Origin of the sequence: Pseudomonas sp. NPDC090233 (genome assembly GCF_044772285.1) — a bacterium.
Taxonomy (GTDB): domain Bacteria; phylum Pseudomonadota; class Gammaproteobacteria; order Pseudomonadales; family Pseudomonadaceae; genus Aquipseudomonas.
Genome location: NZ_JBIVYQ010000003.1, coordinates 29,288 through 43,270 on the forward strand (window position 1 = coordinate 29,288; position 13,983 = coordinate 43,270).

A 13,983-nucleotide genomic window follows, 5' to 3' on the forward strand; every position below is an offset into this window, starting at 1 on the left:
CATGCGCGATGCCTCCCCTGAAACCGATATCGCCGTGGTCGGCGCCGGCATCGTCGGCGTCGCCTGCGCCCTGCAACTGGCCCGACAGGGCCGCCGGGTGCTGCTGATCGACCGCCAGCCTCCAGGCCACGGCGCCTCCTACGGCAACGCCGGGCACCTGGCCACCGAGCAGGTGTTCCCGATCGCCGACCTGTCGATCCTCAAGCGCCTGCCGCGCATGCTGCTGGACCCGATGGGCCCGCTGCGCCTGGACTGGAAATACCTGCCCAAGGCCCTGCCCTGGTTCACCCGGCTGCTGCTCAACCTGCGCCCAGCGCCGTTCCAGCGCAGCGTGGCTGGCATCCGTGCGCTGAACGAAGGCAGCCTCGGCGCCTGGCAGCGCCTGCTCGGCTCCATCGGGCGTAGCGACCTGTTCAAGGAAGATGGCTCGTTGCTGGTGTTCGAGCGCGCCGAGTCGCGTGAGGTGTTGGAGGCATTGCGCGCCCGAATGCAACAGCAAGCGGTGCCGGTGGAATTCTGGTCAGCCGACGCGGTGCGCATGGCCGCGCCACAGTTGAGCCCGTCACTACTGGGCGGCCTGTTCTTCCCCCGTACCGGGCATTTCATCGACCCGTACCAGGTGGTCTGTGAATTGTTCGAAGCGGCCAGGGCCAGTGGCGTGCGCTTTGTTCAGGCGCAGGTCGGTGGCGGCCGGTTGAGTGCGGATGGCGTGCAGTTGAGCAGCGATCAGGGCACGTTCAACGCGCGGCAGGTGCTCATCAGTTGTGGCGCGCACTCCGCACAGTTGACCGCCTCCCTGACTGGCAAACAGGTACCACTGGACACCGAGCGCGGCTATCACCTGATGCTGCCCGGTGAGCAGCAGCGCTTGCCGTTCGCCGTCACTTCGCTGGAGCGCAAGTTCATCATGACGCCGATGGCCGAGGGCCTGCGCCTGGCCGGCACGGTGGAGTTTGCCGGGCTGGATGCGCCGCCGAGCATGCAGCGGGCGTGGCAGTTGCACCGGTTGAGCAAGGGCTTGTTCCAGCATGATTTGAGTGCTGAGGGGGCGACGCCGTGGATGGGGTTCAGGCCTTCGTTGCCGGATTCGTTGCCGGTGATCGACCGGGTGTGCGATGGGCGGGTGCTGCTTGCGTTCGGGCATCAGCATTTGGGGTTGACCCAGGCGGCGGTGACGGCGGAATGGGTTGGGGGGTTGGCTGAGGGTAGCTCAGGGATGGGGGCTTATCGGTTGGATCGGTTCTAGCCTGTGCGGGCCTCATCGCGGATGAATCCGCTCCTACGGGCTCGCCGCCTGTAGGAGCGGATTCATCCGCGATGAGGCCCGCACTGACATCAAGGATTCTGCGGATCATGCCCCAACGACTGCAGAAACAGCGAAAACAACTCCGGCTGCGACGAGATGTCGAGCTTGGTGTAAAGATGCCGCCGATGCACCTTGACCGTCTCCGGCGAAATCGCCAGCCGCTCGGCCATGGCCTTTGACGAAAACCCCCGCAAGATCAGCCGGGCGATCTCCAGCTCACGCTCGGACAACACCCCCGCACCGAACTGACTGAGCGCATCGCGCACCTGAACCGCGACCGGCTCGCCCTGCGCCTGCATGGGTTTGCGGCCGGCCTGCCAATGCTGCTGCATCAGCGCCAGCACCCACGGGCAAAGCATCGCCAGCACGCCGTACTGTTCGGCATCGAACGCCTGCGCCCGGCCCAGCGACAGGGTCAGTGCGCCTTGGCTCGGGAGCTGCAGGATGAACTGCACTTCGTCATTCAGGACGTTGGCCTGGAACCAGCTGATGTAGTACTCGCTCTGGTGAAACTGGTCCGGCGCCACCTCATCCAGGCGATACAGGCCACTGCCCACCGCGTCCTGGCAGGCCAGGTAGAACGGGTCGAGCTGGTACAACCCGCTCAAGTACAACGCCATCGCCGCCGCGCCTGCCTGCGGCGTGGCGTCGTGTTCCTCCTGCACCAGGGGCGTGCCGCTCAAGGGGTAAAACACCGCCAGCGCGTTATCGAACGGCAGCCAGCGATGCAGCAGCAGGATCAGCTGCTTCCAGAAACGCGGCTGGCCAATCTGCTCGATGGTCCGGCCCAGGTTGGCATGCATGCCGACTTCATGAAAAACGCTGTGCATCGTGTCGGCTCCCGTGAACGCTGAGCTGATTTCCCGCCTTTACAGCGCCCGCGTCAAGGGGCGTAACCCCAAAGGGTAATTGGCCAGCGCCAGGGCCAAGCCTAGATTGCAGCCCATGCAGCGCGCCAATCGAGCGTGCGCCCCTTCTTTCGTCACTGCCTCAACCCCCAATAACAATTCGAGGAAAACGACATGCACGACAGTGCGCTCAAACCCAGCCTGGGTATGCTCGACGTGGTCGCGATCACCGTCTCGGCGGTCACCCCGGCCAGTTCGGTATTCGTCATTGCGCCATTCGCCATTGCCCAGGCGGGCAGCGGTGCTTTTCTGGCGTTTGTCTTGGCCGCCGTGCTGGCACTGATGTTCGCCTGGTGCTATGCCGAGCTGGGCCGCGCGCACAGCTCGGCGGGTGGCGAGTACGTGTATGCCAAGCGCGTGTTCGGCGGCATGGCCGGTTACGCCACCTTTCTCACCGTGCTGGTATCGCTGCTGTTCATCCCGCCCGTGCTGGCCACCGGCGCCGCCACTTACCTGAACAATGCGCTCGGCACTGCATTCGACACCCAGGCGGTAGCGCTGGCCATCGTCGCCGGCAGCTACGCCCTGGGCATTCTCAACATCCGCCTGAATGCCTGGGTCACCGGCGTGTTTCTGCTATGCGAAGTCGCGGCCGTGCTGGTGATCGTGGCATTGGGGCTGGGCAACGTAAGCCAGCCTCTGAGCGTGTTGTTCACGCCCCAGCACGTCGATCACGGCCTGCTGGCCGCTGCGCCCTGGGCACTGATATTCGCCTCGATCGGCACTGCGCTGTTCGCTTACAACGGCTTTGGAGCAGCCGTGGTACTGGCCGAGGACATGAAAGATCGCGGGCGCAGCATCCATCGCGCGGTCGTGTGGTCGCTGGCACTGGTCGTGGCGATCGAGCTAGTGCCGATATGCGCACTACTGCTGGGCGCCCCGTCACTCAAGGATATGCTCGCCAGTGGCGATCCGATTGGCTACCTGCTCAACGCCCACGGCAACCCGACACTGTCGCGGCTGGTCAGCGCCGGCATCTTCCTGTCGGTGTTCAACGCCATCATCGCCATCGTCATTCAGTCGGGGCGGGTGATTTTCAGCAGTGGCCGCGACCAGTTGTGGACGCCGAAGCTGAACCACCTGTTCACCCGCATCCATCCGCGCTGGGACTCGCCCTGGCTGGCCACCCTGCTCCTGGCCGTACCTTCTGCCGCGCTGAGCTTCAGCTCCAACCTGGAGGAGATGACCTCCTTCACCGTGCTGTTGCTGCTGATGGTCTACCTGGCCGTTGCACTGTGCGGATTGTTCAGCCGCGTGCTGCGCAGCGACCGCGAGCACCCTTACCGCATGCCTTTGTGGCCGCTGCCAGCGCTGCTGGCGGTGGTCGGCGCGGGCTACCTGCTACTCAGCGGCCTGCTTGGCGCGCCGCTTCGCGACATCCTCATCATCCTCGTGCTGCTGGCCGTCTCGGTGATCCTCTACAGCACCTACGGCAAATTCAGCCCAGCCTTCCAGAAACTCTGACTCAACAGGAGCCACCATGCGCGCTCGTCAACTTGGCATCACCCTGGGGCTTGGCCAACCCGGAACCTACAACGCCATCACCGATGTACCCGGCGTCCGTGTCGGCCACAGCACCTTGCTTGCCGACCTTGATGGAAAACAGGTACGCACCGGGGTGACGGTGGTCCAGCCACGCCCGGCAGCGGCCCGCCTGGCGCCCTGCTTCGCTGGCGTCCACGTGCTCAACGGCAATGGCGATGCCACGGGCCTTGAGTGGATCCGTGAAGCGGGCCTGCTGACCACCCCGATCGCCATCACCAATACCCACAGCGTCGGCGTGGTGCGCGATGCCCTGATCGCCGCCGAGCGCGACAGCCTGGCCGACCCGTCGGTGTACTGGTGCATGCCGGTGGTGCTGGAAACTTTCGATGGCCTGCTCAACGATATCTGGGGGCAACATGTGGGGCCTGAGCAGGTGAACCAAGCACTGGCTCGCGCCGAGCCCGGGTCGGTAGCCGAGGGCGCGGTGGGCGGCGGTACTGGCATGATCTGCCATGAGTTCAAGGGCGGTATCGGCACCGCTTCACGGCGCTTGTCGCCCGAGCAGGGAGGTTGGACGGTCGGTGCGCTGGTACAAGCCAACCACGGCCAGCGCCGTGAGTTGCGAATCGATGGTTACCCGGTGGGTCGAGTGCTAGACGACAGCCCTTCACCCTTTGCCGAACGCGGGGAGCCAGGCATGGGGTCGATCGTGGTGATCATCGCCACCGATGCGCCGCTGCTGCCACATCAATGCCAGCGCCTGGCCCAGCGGGCATCGATTGGCATCGCGCGGACCGGCGGGGGCACCGAGGATGCCAGCGGCGATCTGTTCGTCGCCTTCTCGACTGCCGATCAACAGCTGCCACCGGCGGCCTATGGGCGTAAAGGCGTGCCGTTCAGCCAGGCGGTGCAGATGCTCAACAACGACCACATCACCCCACTGTTCATGGCGGCAGCAGAGGCGGTGGAGGAAGCGATCGTCAATGCGATGCTGGCTGGGGAGGATATGCACACGGCCGATGGCGTGCTGGTGCCGGGGTTGGGTGGCGAGCGGTTGCTGGCGGCGTTGCGTGAGGTGGGGTGGCGCCCGTAAGGCGCCTTGACCCCGCCTTCACCACTCAGCGATAACGCTCAAGCCAGTGCGCATACGGTGCCGGCAAGGTCCAGGCGGCTTTTTCCACGCCCAGTTCCTTGGCCGCGAAGTACGGCCAGTGCGGATCGGCAAGGTGGGCACGGCCCACCGATACCAGGTCGAGCTGGTTGGCCTTCAGCGCCCCCTCGGCCAACTGCGGCGTACCAAAGCCCCACGCCGACGTCACCGGCAAGCCCGCCTCGCGGCGAACGCGCTCGGCAATCGGCCCCATGAACGCCGGACCCCACGGGATGTTGGTTTCAGGGATGGTGAAGCCGACGCTGACACTCAACAGGTCCAGGCCACCCGACTTGAACATGCGCGCCAGCTCGACGGACTCATCCAGCGTCTGCTCGTCGCGACCGTCGTATTCCAGTACGCCGAAACGGGCCGTCAAAGGCAGGTTTTCCGGCCAGACTTCACGAACGGCTGCCAGGGTTTCCAGCAGGAAGCGGGTGCGGTTCTCGAAGCTGCCACCATAGGCATCGGTGCGCTGGTTGGAGTGCTCGGAGAAGAAGCTCTGGCCCAGGTAGCCGTGGGCGAAGTGCAGTTCGATCCACTCAAAACCGGCATCCCGCGCACGGCGGGCGGCATCGACGAAGTCCTGCTTGACCCGGGCGATGTCGTCCAGGGTCATCTCGCCTGGCACTTTCGGCAAATGGGCGCCGAAGGCGATGGCGGACGGGGCGAGAGTGTTCCAACCGCGGGCGTCGTCGGCTGCGATATGGTCGTCACCTTCCCACGGGCGGTTGGCGCTGGCCTTGCGACCGGCGTGGGCAATCTGGATACCCGGCACCGAGCCTGCGGCCTTGATCGCCTGCACTACTGGCACGAAAGCCTGGGCGTGGGCGTCGCTCCAGATACCGGCGCAGCCGGGGGTGATGCGCCCTTCCGGCGCCACGGCGGTGGCCTCGACCACCAACAGACCAGCACCACCACGGGCGAGGCTGGCGTAATGCACCTGGTGCCAATCGTTGATCATGCCGTCCTCGGCCATGTACTGGCACATCGGCGGAATGGCGATGCGGTTGCGCAGCGAAACGTCCTTGAGGACGTAGGGTTCGAATAATGCGGACATGGGAAAACTCCGGGGTCATCTGAATACGATAGTTCGATCATAATCGAACTATGGCAATTAATGAAACCCCCGTTATCATGGCGACCATGCGAGCCTACAAACACCCCAACCCTGAAGACCTGATTCTCGAGCGCCTGCTGTACGCCTTGAGCGACCCCGTGCGCCTGGAGATCGTCCGCCACCTGGCGGGCGTGGCGGAAGCCAGCTGCGGCGAGCTGGACGGTGGCCGGCCGAAGTCGAGCATGTCCCATCACTTCCGCGTGCTGCGCGATGCGGGGCTGGTGCATACGCGCAATGTCGGCACCACCCATATGAATTCGCTGCGCAGCGAAATGCTCGACGCGCGGTTTCCTGGGTTGCTGGAGTGCATCTTGCGCCAGCGTTGAATCGTTGCCGGCCTCTTCGCGCCTGTAGGAGCGGCTTCAGCCGCGATTAGGCCGGTACAGGCAAAAAAAAACCACGAGGTCACCCCCGTGGTTTTCTTTTTCACAACAATGGCCAATTACAGCGCCATGTCGTTCTCAGGCTTGCTCTCAACCGGCTTGCTGACAGCGGTGGTAGTACCCACGCTCTGGTCGATCACCGGCGGCTTCTCCAGCTGCAGGATTTCAGCGGTGTAGTTCCACTCTTGCTGGGTGGCTGCCGCCGAATCATTGAGCTTGGTGCCGTAGCTCGGCACGATCTCTTTGATCTTGGCTTGCCATTCAGGCGTGGCGACTTTCTCTTTGAACACGGTTTCCAGCACGTTCAGCATGATCGGCGCGGCGGTCGAGGCACCTGGCGATGCGCCCAAGAGGCCTGCGATGGTGCGGTCTTGCGAGGCCACGACTTCGGTGCCCAGCTTGAGCACGCCGCCCTTCTCTGCGTCACGCTTGATGATCTGCACGCGCTGACCGGCCTGCCACAGTTTCCAGTCTTCTTTCTTGGCGTCCGGGAAGTAGGTGCGCAGCGCTTCGAAACGGTCGTCATCCGACAGCATCAGCTGGCCAGCGAGGTACTCGACCAGCGGGTACTGCTCGATACCGACCTTGGTCATCGGCCACACGTTGTGCATCGTGGTGCTGCTCAGCAGGTCCAGGTACGAACCGTTCTTCAGGAACTTGGTCGAGAAGGTGGCGAATGGCCCGAACAGGATCACGCGCTTGCCGTCCAGCACGCGGGTGTCCAGGTGCGGTACCGACATGGGTGGCGCGCCGGTCGAGGCGATGCCGTAGGCCTTGGCCATGTGCTGCATGGCGATGGTCGGGTTCTCGGTCACCAGGAACGAGCCGCCCACCGGGAAGCCTGCGTATTCCTTGGCTTCAGGAATGCCCGACTTCTGCAGCAGCTTCAGCGCGCCGCCGCCGGCACCGATGAACAGGAACTTGGCGTCGGTGGCCGATTCGGTACCGTCCTTCAGGTTCTTGTACTCGACGTGCCAGGAACCGTCCTTGTTGCGGGTGATGTCCTGGACTTCGCTGGAGAGCTTCAGGTCGAAGTTCTTCTGGGTCTTCAGGTGACCAACGAACTGGCGGGTGATCTCGCCGAAGTTGACGTCGGTGCCGATCGGGGCCCAGGTCACCGCCAGCTTCTGGTTCGGGTCGCGACCTTCCATCATAAGCGGGACCCACTTGGCGATCTGCGCGTGGTCCTCGGAGTACTGCATCGGGCGGAACAGCGGGCTGGCTTGCAGCGCGTCGTAACGCTTCTTCAGGAACTTGATGTTGTCATCGCCCCAGACAAAGCTCATGTGCGGGGTGGTGTTGATGAACGAGTGCGGGTTCTTCAGCACGCCCTGACGAACCTGCCACGACCAGAACTGGCGGGAGATCTGGAAGGCTTCGTTGATCTCGATGGCCTTGGTGATGTTGACGTTGCCGTCTTTGTCTTCCGGGGTGTAGTTCAGCTCGGCCAGCGCGGAGTGGCCAGTACCGGCGTTGTTCCAGCCGTTGGAGCTTTCTTCGGCGACGCCATCCAGGCGCTCGACCATTTCCATCGACCAGCTTGGCTCCAGCTCGTGCAGCCACACGGCCAGGGTGGAGCTCATGATGCCGCCGCCGACCAGCAGCACATCGACTTTCTTGGTTTCTGCGGCGTGCGCTTGCATGAAGCTTGCAGCGACAGCCAGACCCAGCAAGGTCTTGCCAGCTTTCTTGAACATTGATCAATTCCAGTCAGTAGAACGGAGAGAGGGCCTGTGGCTGGCCCAGGTGCTTCGTGTTCTTCCGCGCAGGCTTGTTGTGATCATTGTTCAGCGGCTTAAAGAACCAGAAAACGACCCAGGCTTTTGTCGAATTGACCGACATGGCTGAATCGTTTCGGGGATTGTATATGAAATGCCAGCACAAACAAATTGCACGGCCCGAGGCAAGGCGGCAGGTTGTCCCAGCGGCAGGTTGTCACGCATTGGAAACAAAAACCCCCGGGCATTCGCATGACCGGGGGTCTTGGATCAGATCGCAAGCGACGTGATCAGGGGATCGCCAAGCTTACTGCGGCTGAGGCAGCTTATCGATCGGGCCGCAGCCGCCGATGACCTTGGAGATGGAAACCGAAGGATGGAACAGGTAGTCGTACGAGCAGTTTTTCTGCTGGTTGTAGACTTGGCCAGTGCAACCGGACAGCAGGGCAACGCCCGAAACGACAGCAACGGCGACGGTGGCCTTGAACAGCTTTTTCATTACTCAGTCCTTTAAATGAATCAACAGCCATCATTCTTATGGCGGCGGGATGATACCCAACCAAAGCATTGGATCCAAGTCGCGCGAATAAGTAGCCCCACAATAGACATCGGCAAAACCGATCACCTGATCGCAATTTTTCGCCTTACAGCCTCCATGCCTGCCTCTATGCTCCGGCCCACACCCGCCTCAATTCCAACAAGACAGGGCCGATGCGATGTCATTCAAACGCACCATTCACGCCGTCGACACCCACGCCGGCACCCCCATGCGCGTCATCACCGGCGGCATCCCGCACATCCCCGGCGACAGCGTGCATGCCAAGATGAAGTGGCTCGAAGCCAACGATGACCAGCTGCGCAAACTGATGCTGCGCGAACCGCGCGGCTACCCGGCGCACTGCTGCAATATCATCGTCCCGCCCAGCCACCCCGAGGCCGATGCCGGCTACATCATCATGGAGCAGATCGAGTACCCGGTGATGTCCGGCGGCAACACCATTTCGGTGGTCACCGTGCTGCTGGAGATGGGCATGCTGCCGATGCGCGAGCCGCTCACCGAACTGGTGCTGGAAGCCCCGGCCGGTCTGATCCGCATCAAGGCGCAATGCGCGGGCGGCAAGGTCAAGGCCGTCACCTTCCAGAACGTGCCGGCCTTCGCCGCGCATATCGACGCCGAGATCGACGTACCTCACCTGGGCAAGGTGCGCGTGGACGTGGGCTGGGGCGGGATGTTCTACGTGATTGCCGATGTGCGTCAATTCAAGGGCCTGCAGTTGATACCCGAACATGGCGGCGAGATCGCCCGGGTGTCGTCGATGATCCGCCAGGCCGCCATCGAACAGCTGCCGGTCGCCCACCCCGACTACCCCGGCATTGGCATCACCATTTCCCAGCTGTCCGGCCCCAGCGAAGATCCCAACGCCGACTGGAAGAACGCCGTGACCATGGCCTCCGGTGAATTCTCCTGGGACGACCCGGCCACCTGGACCGGCGCTTTGGACCGCTGCCCGTGCGGCACCGGCACCTCAGCGAAAATGGCCACCCTGCACGCCAAGGGCGAACTGCCGCTGCACCGCGACTTCCGCCACCAGGGCCTGCTGGGCAACGTCTACACAGGCCGCCTGATCGACGAAACCAGGGTCGGCGGCAACAAGGCAGTGGTACCGACCATCACTGGCCGTAGCTGGATCTACGGCCTGAACACCCTCGTCCTCGACCATGAGGATCCATTCCCGGAAGGCTTCACCATCGGCGACATCTGGGCCTGAGTACCGTTAATATCGGCGAGTCGGGCCAGCCGGCTCGCCTGTTGACGAAGGTCGCACGCCATGAACATCGAGCACCTGCGGGCCTTCATCGAAGTGGCCGCCAGCGGCAGCTTCCACAAGGCCGCTGAACGCCTGCACATCACCCAATCCTCGGTCAGCGCACGGATCAAGGCACTGGAAGAGCGCCTCAACCGCCCACTGTTCAGCCGCAGCCGCCACGGCGTCACGTTGACCTCCGGCGGCAACCTGTTCTACCGCCATGCGGTTTCGGTGATCAGCGCATGGGAGCGCGCCCAGCAGGACGTCGCCTTGCCCAACGAGATGCGCAGCACCGTCAGCCTCGGTTTGCCGATGAATCACTGGGGCAGTATCACCGCCGACTGGGTCGCCTGGATGGAGCAGCACCAGCCGCGCGTCGCCACCCAGGTGCAGTCGGATTATTCAATACTGCTGATGAACGAACTGCGCGAAGGCTTGCTGGACCTGGCGATTCTCTATGAACCGCACCACTGGCCCGATGTGATCCTTGAACCGTTTCTCGAAGAGCCGCTGCAACTGGTGTCGACCCAGGCAGGTACGGTGTTCGACGGGCATGGCGAAGGTTACGTGTACATCAGCTGGGGGCGCTCGTTCAGCGAGCAGCACAACGACGCCTTTCCCGGCACCCGCCGCCATCGGCTGTCCATCACCCAGGAAACCATCGCGCTTGAGTACATCCTCAAGCACGGTGGTTCGGCGTATTTTTCGCAGTTCATGGTCAAGGACTTGCTGGCCGACGGGCGTCTGCATGCCGTGGCCGGGGCGCCGGCACTCAGCGTGCGGACCTACCTGGCGTTTTCCACCTTGCGCGAGCGTTCGCCGGAAACACTGAAGGCTGTAGAGGGGCTCAAGTCGATCCCCTTCTACCAGCAGGGCACGTGCTTCAGCTAAATGGAGCAGCCACCCGGCCCCCGTAGGAGCGGCTTTAGCCGCGAACACCGGCGACGCCGGTGCCATCCAGCGCGTCGCTTGCTTCGCGGCTAAAGCCGCTCCCACTGAGTAGGCGTGGTCAGCGAATCAATTGCTTTCCAGCTCGTACGCCTTGCTCACGAAGATCGCGGCGAACAGGCTCTTGCCTTCCTTGAACGTGTAGTCCTCCTCGAAACTGCCTTTTTCCACCAGCTTGCGGCTGATCGCGCATTCCGAGTCGCTGTGGTTCTTACCTTTCGCGCCAAAGTCGCTGGACCACATCGACAGCCCCACCTCGTCACAGAAGGCCTCGAACTTGGCTTTGGGTGCGCTCTGCTGGTAGCTGCCGTAGGCTTCTTTCAACGGTTTGAAACCCTTGTAGGTGACGGCATAACGCTCGACCTTGGCCACCCGCGCAAAATTGCTGACAGCACCCGTCAGCACGGCCTGGCCGGCGTAAGACTGATACGCCCCTAGGATGAACCCGCTCAACGCGTTTTTCAGCGCGCCCTCGACGTCGTCGAGTTCAGGCAACGAGGCGAACTCAGCCGTACGGACGATTTCACCTACCTTGGAACCGTCGTTGCGGTGGGTCACCACGAACTTCATCGTGCCTTCACCATCGCTGGAGCGTTCGAGGGTGAAATCCAGGTCTACCTGGGTGCCGTAAGCACCGGTGCTATTGACCAGGAACGCGCCAGTCACCGGCTGGCGCACGGCCAGGTTGCTACCCCAGGCGAAGTCCGAGGCGGTGGCCCGACCATTGGCCAACAACTCGCTACGCGGCTGAATCTCGTCGTTCACGTCAGAGACCAGCACCACTTCAGCACCCTTGTTGGAGATGTACGGGTTACCCATCTGCAGGCCGAGCAGCTGAATGTGGATCTCCCCAGCCTTGCTGTCGCCGCTTTGGGCAATCTTCAACGCGTCGGCTTTCAGGTAGACACCCGCCACGTTTCGGCCAGAGACAGCGCTGAGCTGGTACTTGGCCCAGTTGGCCAGGCCCGACTCACCGGAACCACCGGGATCGAGGTTGAACGACCCCATCATGCCGCGCAGGAAATTCATGGCCCCGTTGGTCTGCGCGGTCGCCATGCGGATCTCGGGGTCGGCCACGGTCAAGTTGCCGGAAAAGGCCGAATACGAGACCTCGCCTTCGGACAGCACGTCCTCAAGGAAGTAACGTTCCTTAAACTGCTCGTAGTAACTCAGCGCAGCCTTCTTGCCGGAGCTTGCCAGCATCGCATAGCCGCCGCCCAGCACCAGCACCGCTGCGGCGGCACCGCCAATCAGCAGCTGCTTCTTGTTCATCTGTTTGATCATCGGGTATGCCTCACTGGACCTGGGCGGAAGCGTTCTTCCAGTCGTTCACGTACTGTTGGGAGACCTCGGGGGTCCAGCTGAAGTCGATGTCGGCGTTGGGGAATTCCTTGGCCAACACCGCGCCGAACGACACGCGGTCAGCGCAGCGCTCCTGCTTGCAGGCCTCGGGCTCACCGGCGCTGTAAGCGCGGTAGGTGGTGATCGCCAGGCCGTCTTCCAGCGGGTAGTACGGCGTGGCGTTCGCCACCTGGGCGACGTACCAGCCTTCGCTGTAGTCCTCATCCGCGACCAGGCGGCCCTTGCTCGGGAAGTCGAGGGTGTAGAAGTCGCCCTGCTTGCCGGTGACATGCACCATCATCGGCGACACAGCAGCCGAGGACGATGGGTCTTGCAGCGCCAGCGGCGAGGCGAAGCGCACCTTGATGCCGGCCATCTGCGCCAAAGCTTCGGTTTCGCGGCCCTTGAACTCGCTCATGCCCGCTTGCAGCTCCTCGTAACGCTCCAACACGCGGCTGTGGGTGCGGGCCAGCTCCTGTTGGCGCTGACGCATCTCACGCACACGCTGCTGCTCACGCTGAACCGCCCAGTTCGCCCCATCGCGCACATCGAAGAACAGGCCTTGGCGGTTGATACCGATGCGGTTGCGGACAATCTTCTGCGCGTCATTGCCCCAGATGTTGTTGGAAATCGCCGACAGGTCTTTGACGATGAACAGGGTGTTCACATCGGTGGTGCTTGGCGAGGTGGTCTTGATCAGGTCGAAGATCTCCAGCGCGGCTTCCTTGTAGGTGGCCGCGTCCAGCGCGAACGACTCGTCAGGCGTGACCGCCACATAGGACGGGTCGCTGCCGAATGGCTTCAACACGCCATAGCTGGAGCGGCTGAACACCAGGTACACCTTCATCTTCCGGTTGGGGATTTCGCCGACCAGAAACGCCGCCTGGTCGGCTTGCGGGGTGAGGTAGGCAACCGCCTTGTCCTTCACCGCTGCCTCCAGGTTTTTGGTGAATACCAGCGCGCTCGGGTGGACGTAGACACGGTTCCAGTTATCGCCACGGTAGGTGCCGACGGCCTTCCAGCTGATTTTCTCGAAGCTGCCCTGGCCAAAACCGGACGCGGGGCACGGCATGGCCGGCGTGGTGCCGAACGACAGGGTGTCGCCGTCGCTGATGATCGAGGTGCTGAGCACCCACTTGCAGCCTGCGCCGTCGGTCACTTGCATCAACTGCGGGTTCTGCAGGACCAAGGAGCGGCCGTAGTCGCCGGTAGCGGCTGCGGCAATGGCTGCGGTGGGTGCCGGGATTACCGGAGCAGGTGCGGGTGCTACCGGCACTGGCGCTTCAGCGGCTGGAGCCGGGGCGGCTGCGACTTCTGCCACAGGCGCTGGAGCAGGCTCGACCTTCGCCGGCTCAGCTGCGGCTACCGGCGCAGGGGCTGGTTCCGGCGCTGGCGCCGCTACGGGTGCAGGCGCCTCTGCTTGAGCCGGCGCCGCTGGGGCTGGGGCTGGAGCTGGGGCTGGAGCCGCAGGTCCCGCCGCCAGCGTTATCAGGCCCAGGTTCGAGGCCGTGCCCGAGCCACTGGCGTAGAGGTTTCCGGTTGCATCGACTGCCTTCCACGTCACCTTGGCGGTGGCGCAATCTTTGGCGAAGACAAACGGCAGCTTGGTCAGCAGGCCCGAGAGCAACTGCTGGTTATCCCAGGCTGGGCGAGTGATGGTCAGTTCGACATCCGGCTTGCACCAGTTACTGGCGTCACCGGGAACCTCTACCTTGATGTTGTCTTTTTTCGAATAGGCCAGCTCGTGACCGAACGCATGCGGTACCAGACCGCAAGCGCCGATGACTGCAAGCGCGAGCGCATGTTTTTTCATGGA

Annotated in this window: 12 protein-coding genes; 6 read left to right on the forward strand and 6 right to left on the reverse strand. The window is 63.2% G+C overall.

All coding sequences use genetic code 11. The features are described from left to right. Position 1: 1 nt before the first annotated feature. Positions 2-1,246, forward strand: coding sequence for an NAD(P)/FAD-dependent oxidoreductase (locus tag ACIQUF_RS08190; RefSeq protein ID WP_403130426.1), 1,245 nt, complete (start codon positions 2-4; stop codon positions 1,244-1,246). Between the two features lie 89 nt (positions 1,247-1,335). Here the strand turns inward: ACIQUF_RS08190 and ACIQUF_RS08195 are convergent, their stop codons facing one another. Further along, positions 1,336-2,136 carry a response regulator transcription factor gene (locus ACIQUF_RS08195; RefSeq protein ID WP_403130428.1) on the reverse strand — a complete coding sequence of 267 codons (801 nt, stop codon included), beginning with the start codon at positions 2,134-2,136 and terminating at the stop codon, positions 1,336-1,338. Positions 2,137-2,328: 192 nt separating this feature from the next. Between ACIQUF_RS08195 and ACIQUF_RS08200 the strand changes: the two genes are divergently transcribed. Together ACIQUF_RS08200 and ACIQUF_RS08205 are read left to right on the forward strand one after the other, a co-directional pair. Beyond that, positions 2,329-3,678 (forward strand): APC family permease, encoded by a 1,350-nt coding sequence (locus ACIQUF_RS08200; RefSeq protein WP_403130431.1) that lies wholly within the window; start codon positions 2,329-2,331, stop codon positions 3,676-3,678. Positions 3,679-3,694: 16 nt separating this feature from the next. Further along, on the forward strand, positions 3,695-4,792 hold the full coding sequence (locus tag ACIQUF_RS08205) for a P1 family peptidase (RefSeq protein ID WP_403130433.1): 1,098 nt from the start codon (positions 3,695-3,697) through the stop codon (positions 4,790-4,792). Between the two features lie 25 nt (positions 4,793-4,817). On the opposite strand, the gene xenA is transcribed toward ACIQUF_RS08205, so the two are convergent. After that, on the reverse strand, positions 4,818-5,909 hold the full coding sequence (gene xenA, locus ACIQUF_RS08210; protein WP_403130436.1) for a xenobiotic reductase XenA: 1,092 nt from the start codon (positions 5,907-5,909) through the stop codon (positions 4,818-4,820). Between the two features lie 50 nt (positions 5,910-5,959). Between xenA and ACIQUF_RS08215 the strand changes: the two genes are divergently transcribed. Then, a complete protein-coding gene (locus ACIQUF_RS08215) occupies positions 5,960-6,295 on the forward strand; it encodes an ArsR/SmtB family transcription factor (RefSeq protein ID WP_403130439.1) in 336 nt (111 codons plus the stop codon). Positions 6,296-6,411: 116 nt separating this feature from the next. Here ACIQUF_RS08215 and mqo read toward each other — a convergent pair whose 3' ends face one another. Together mqo and ACIQUF_RS08225 are read right to left on the reverse strand one after the other, a co-directional pair. Next, positions 6,412-8,049 carry a malate dehydrogenase (quinone) gene (gene mqo / locus ACIQUF_RS08220; protein WP_403130441.1) on the reverse strand — a complete coding sequence of 546 codons (1,638 nt, stop codon included), beginning with the start codon at positions 8,047-8,049 and terminating at the stop codon, positions 6,412-6,414. A gap of 328 nt (positions 8,050-8,377) precedes the next feature. Beyond that, positions 8,378-8,569 carry a DUF4223 family protein gene (locus ACIQUF_RS08225; protein ID WP_008097338.1) on the reverse strand — a complete coding sequence of 64 codons (192 nt, stop codon included), beginning with the start codon at positions 8,567-8,569 and terminating at the stop codon, positions 8,378-8,380. Positions 8,570-8,786: 217 nt separating this feature from the next. Here ACIQUF_RS08225 and ACIQUF_RS08230 point away from each other — a divergent pair, with 217 nt between their 5' ends. After that, a complete protein-coding gene (locus ACIQUF_RS08230) occupies positions 8,787-9,839 on the forward strand; it encodes a proline racemase family protein (RefSeq protein ID WP_403130444.1) in 1,053 nt (350 codons plus the stop codon). A gap of 60 nt (positions 9,840-9,899) precedes the next feature. Continuing rightward, entirely contained in the window at positions 9,900-10,769 is an 870-nt protein-coding gene (locus tag ACIQUF_RS08235; protein ID WP_403130447.1) for a LysR family transcriptional regulator, read from the forward strand. Between the two features lie 126 nt (positions 10,770-10,895). Here the strand turns inward: ACIQUF_RS08235 and ACIQUF_RS08240 are convergent, their stop codons facing one another. Then, positions 10,896-12,110 (reverse strand): hypothetical protein, encoded by a 1,215-nt coding sequence (locus tag ACIQUF_RS08240; RefSeq protein ID WP_403130449.1) that lies wholly within the window; start codon positions 12,108-12,110, stop codon positions 10,896-10,898. A gap of 10 nt (positions 12,111-12,120) precedes the next feature. Then, on the reverse strand, positions 12,121-13,980 hold the full coding sequence (locus ACIQUF_RS08245; RefSeq protein ID WP_403130451.1) for a hypothetical protein: 1,860 nt from the start codon (positions 13,978-13,980) through the stop codon (positions 12,121-12,123). Between the last annotated feature and the right edge of the window lie 3 nt (positions 13,981-13,983).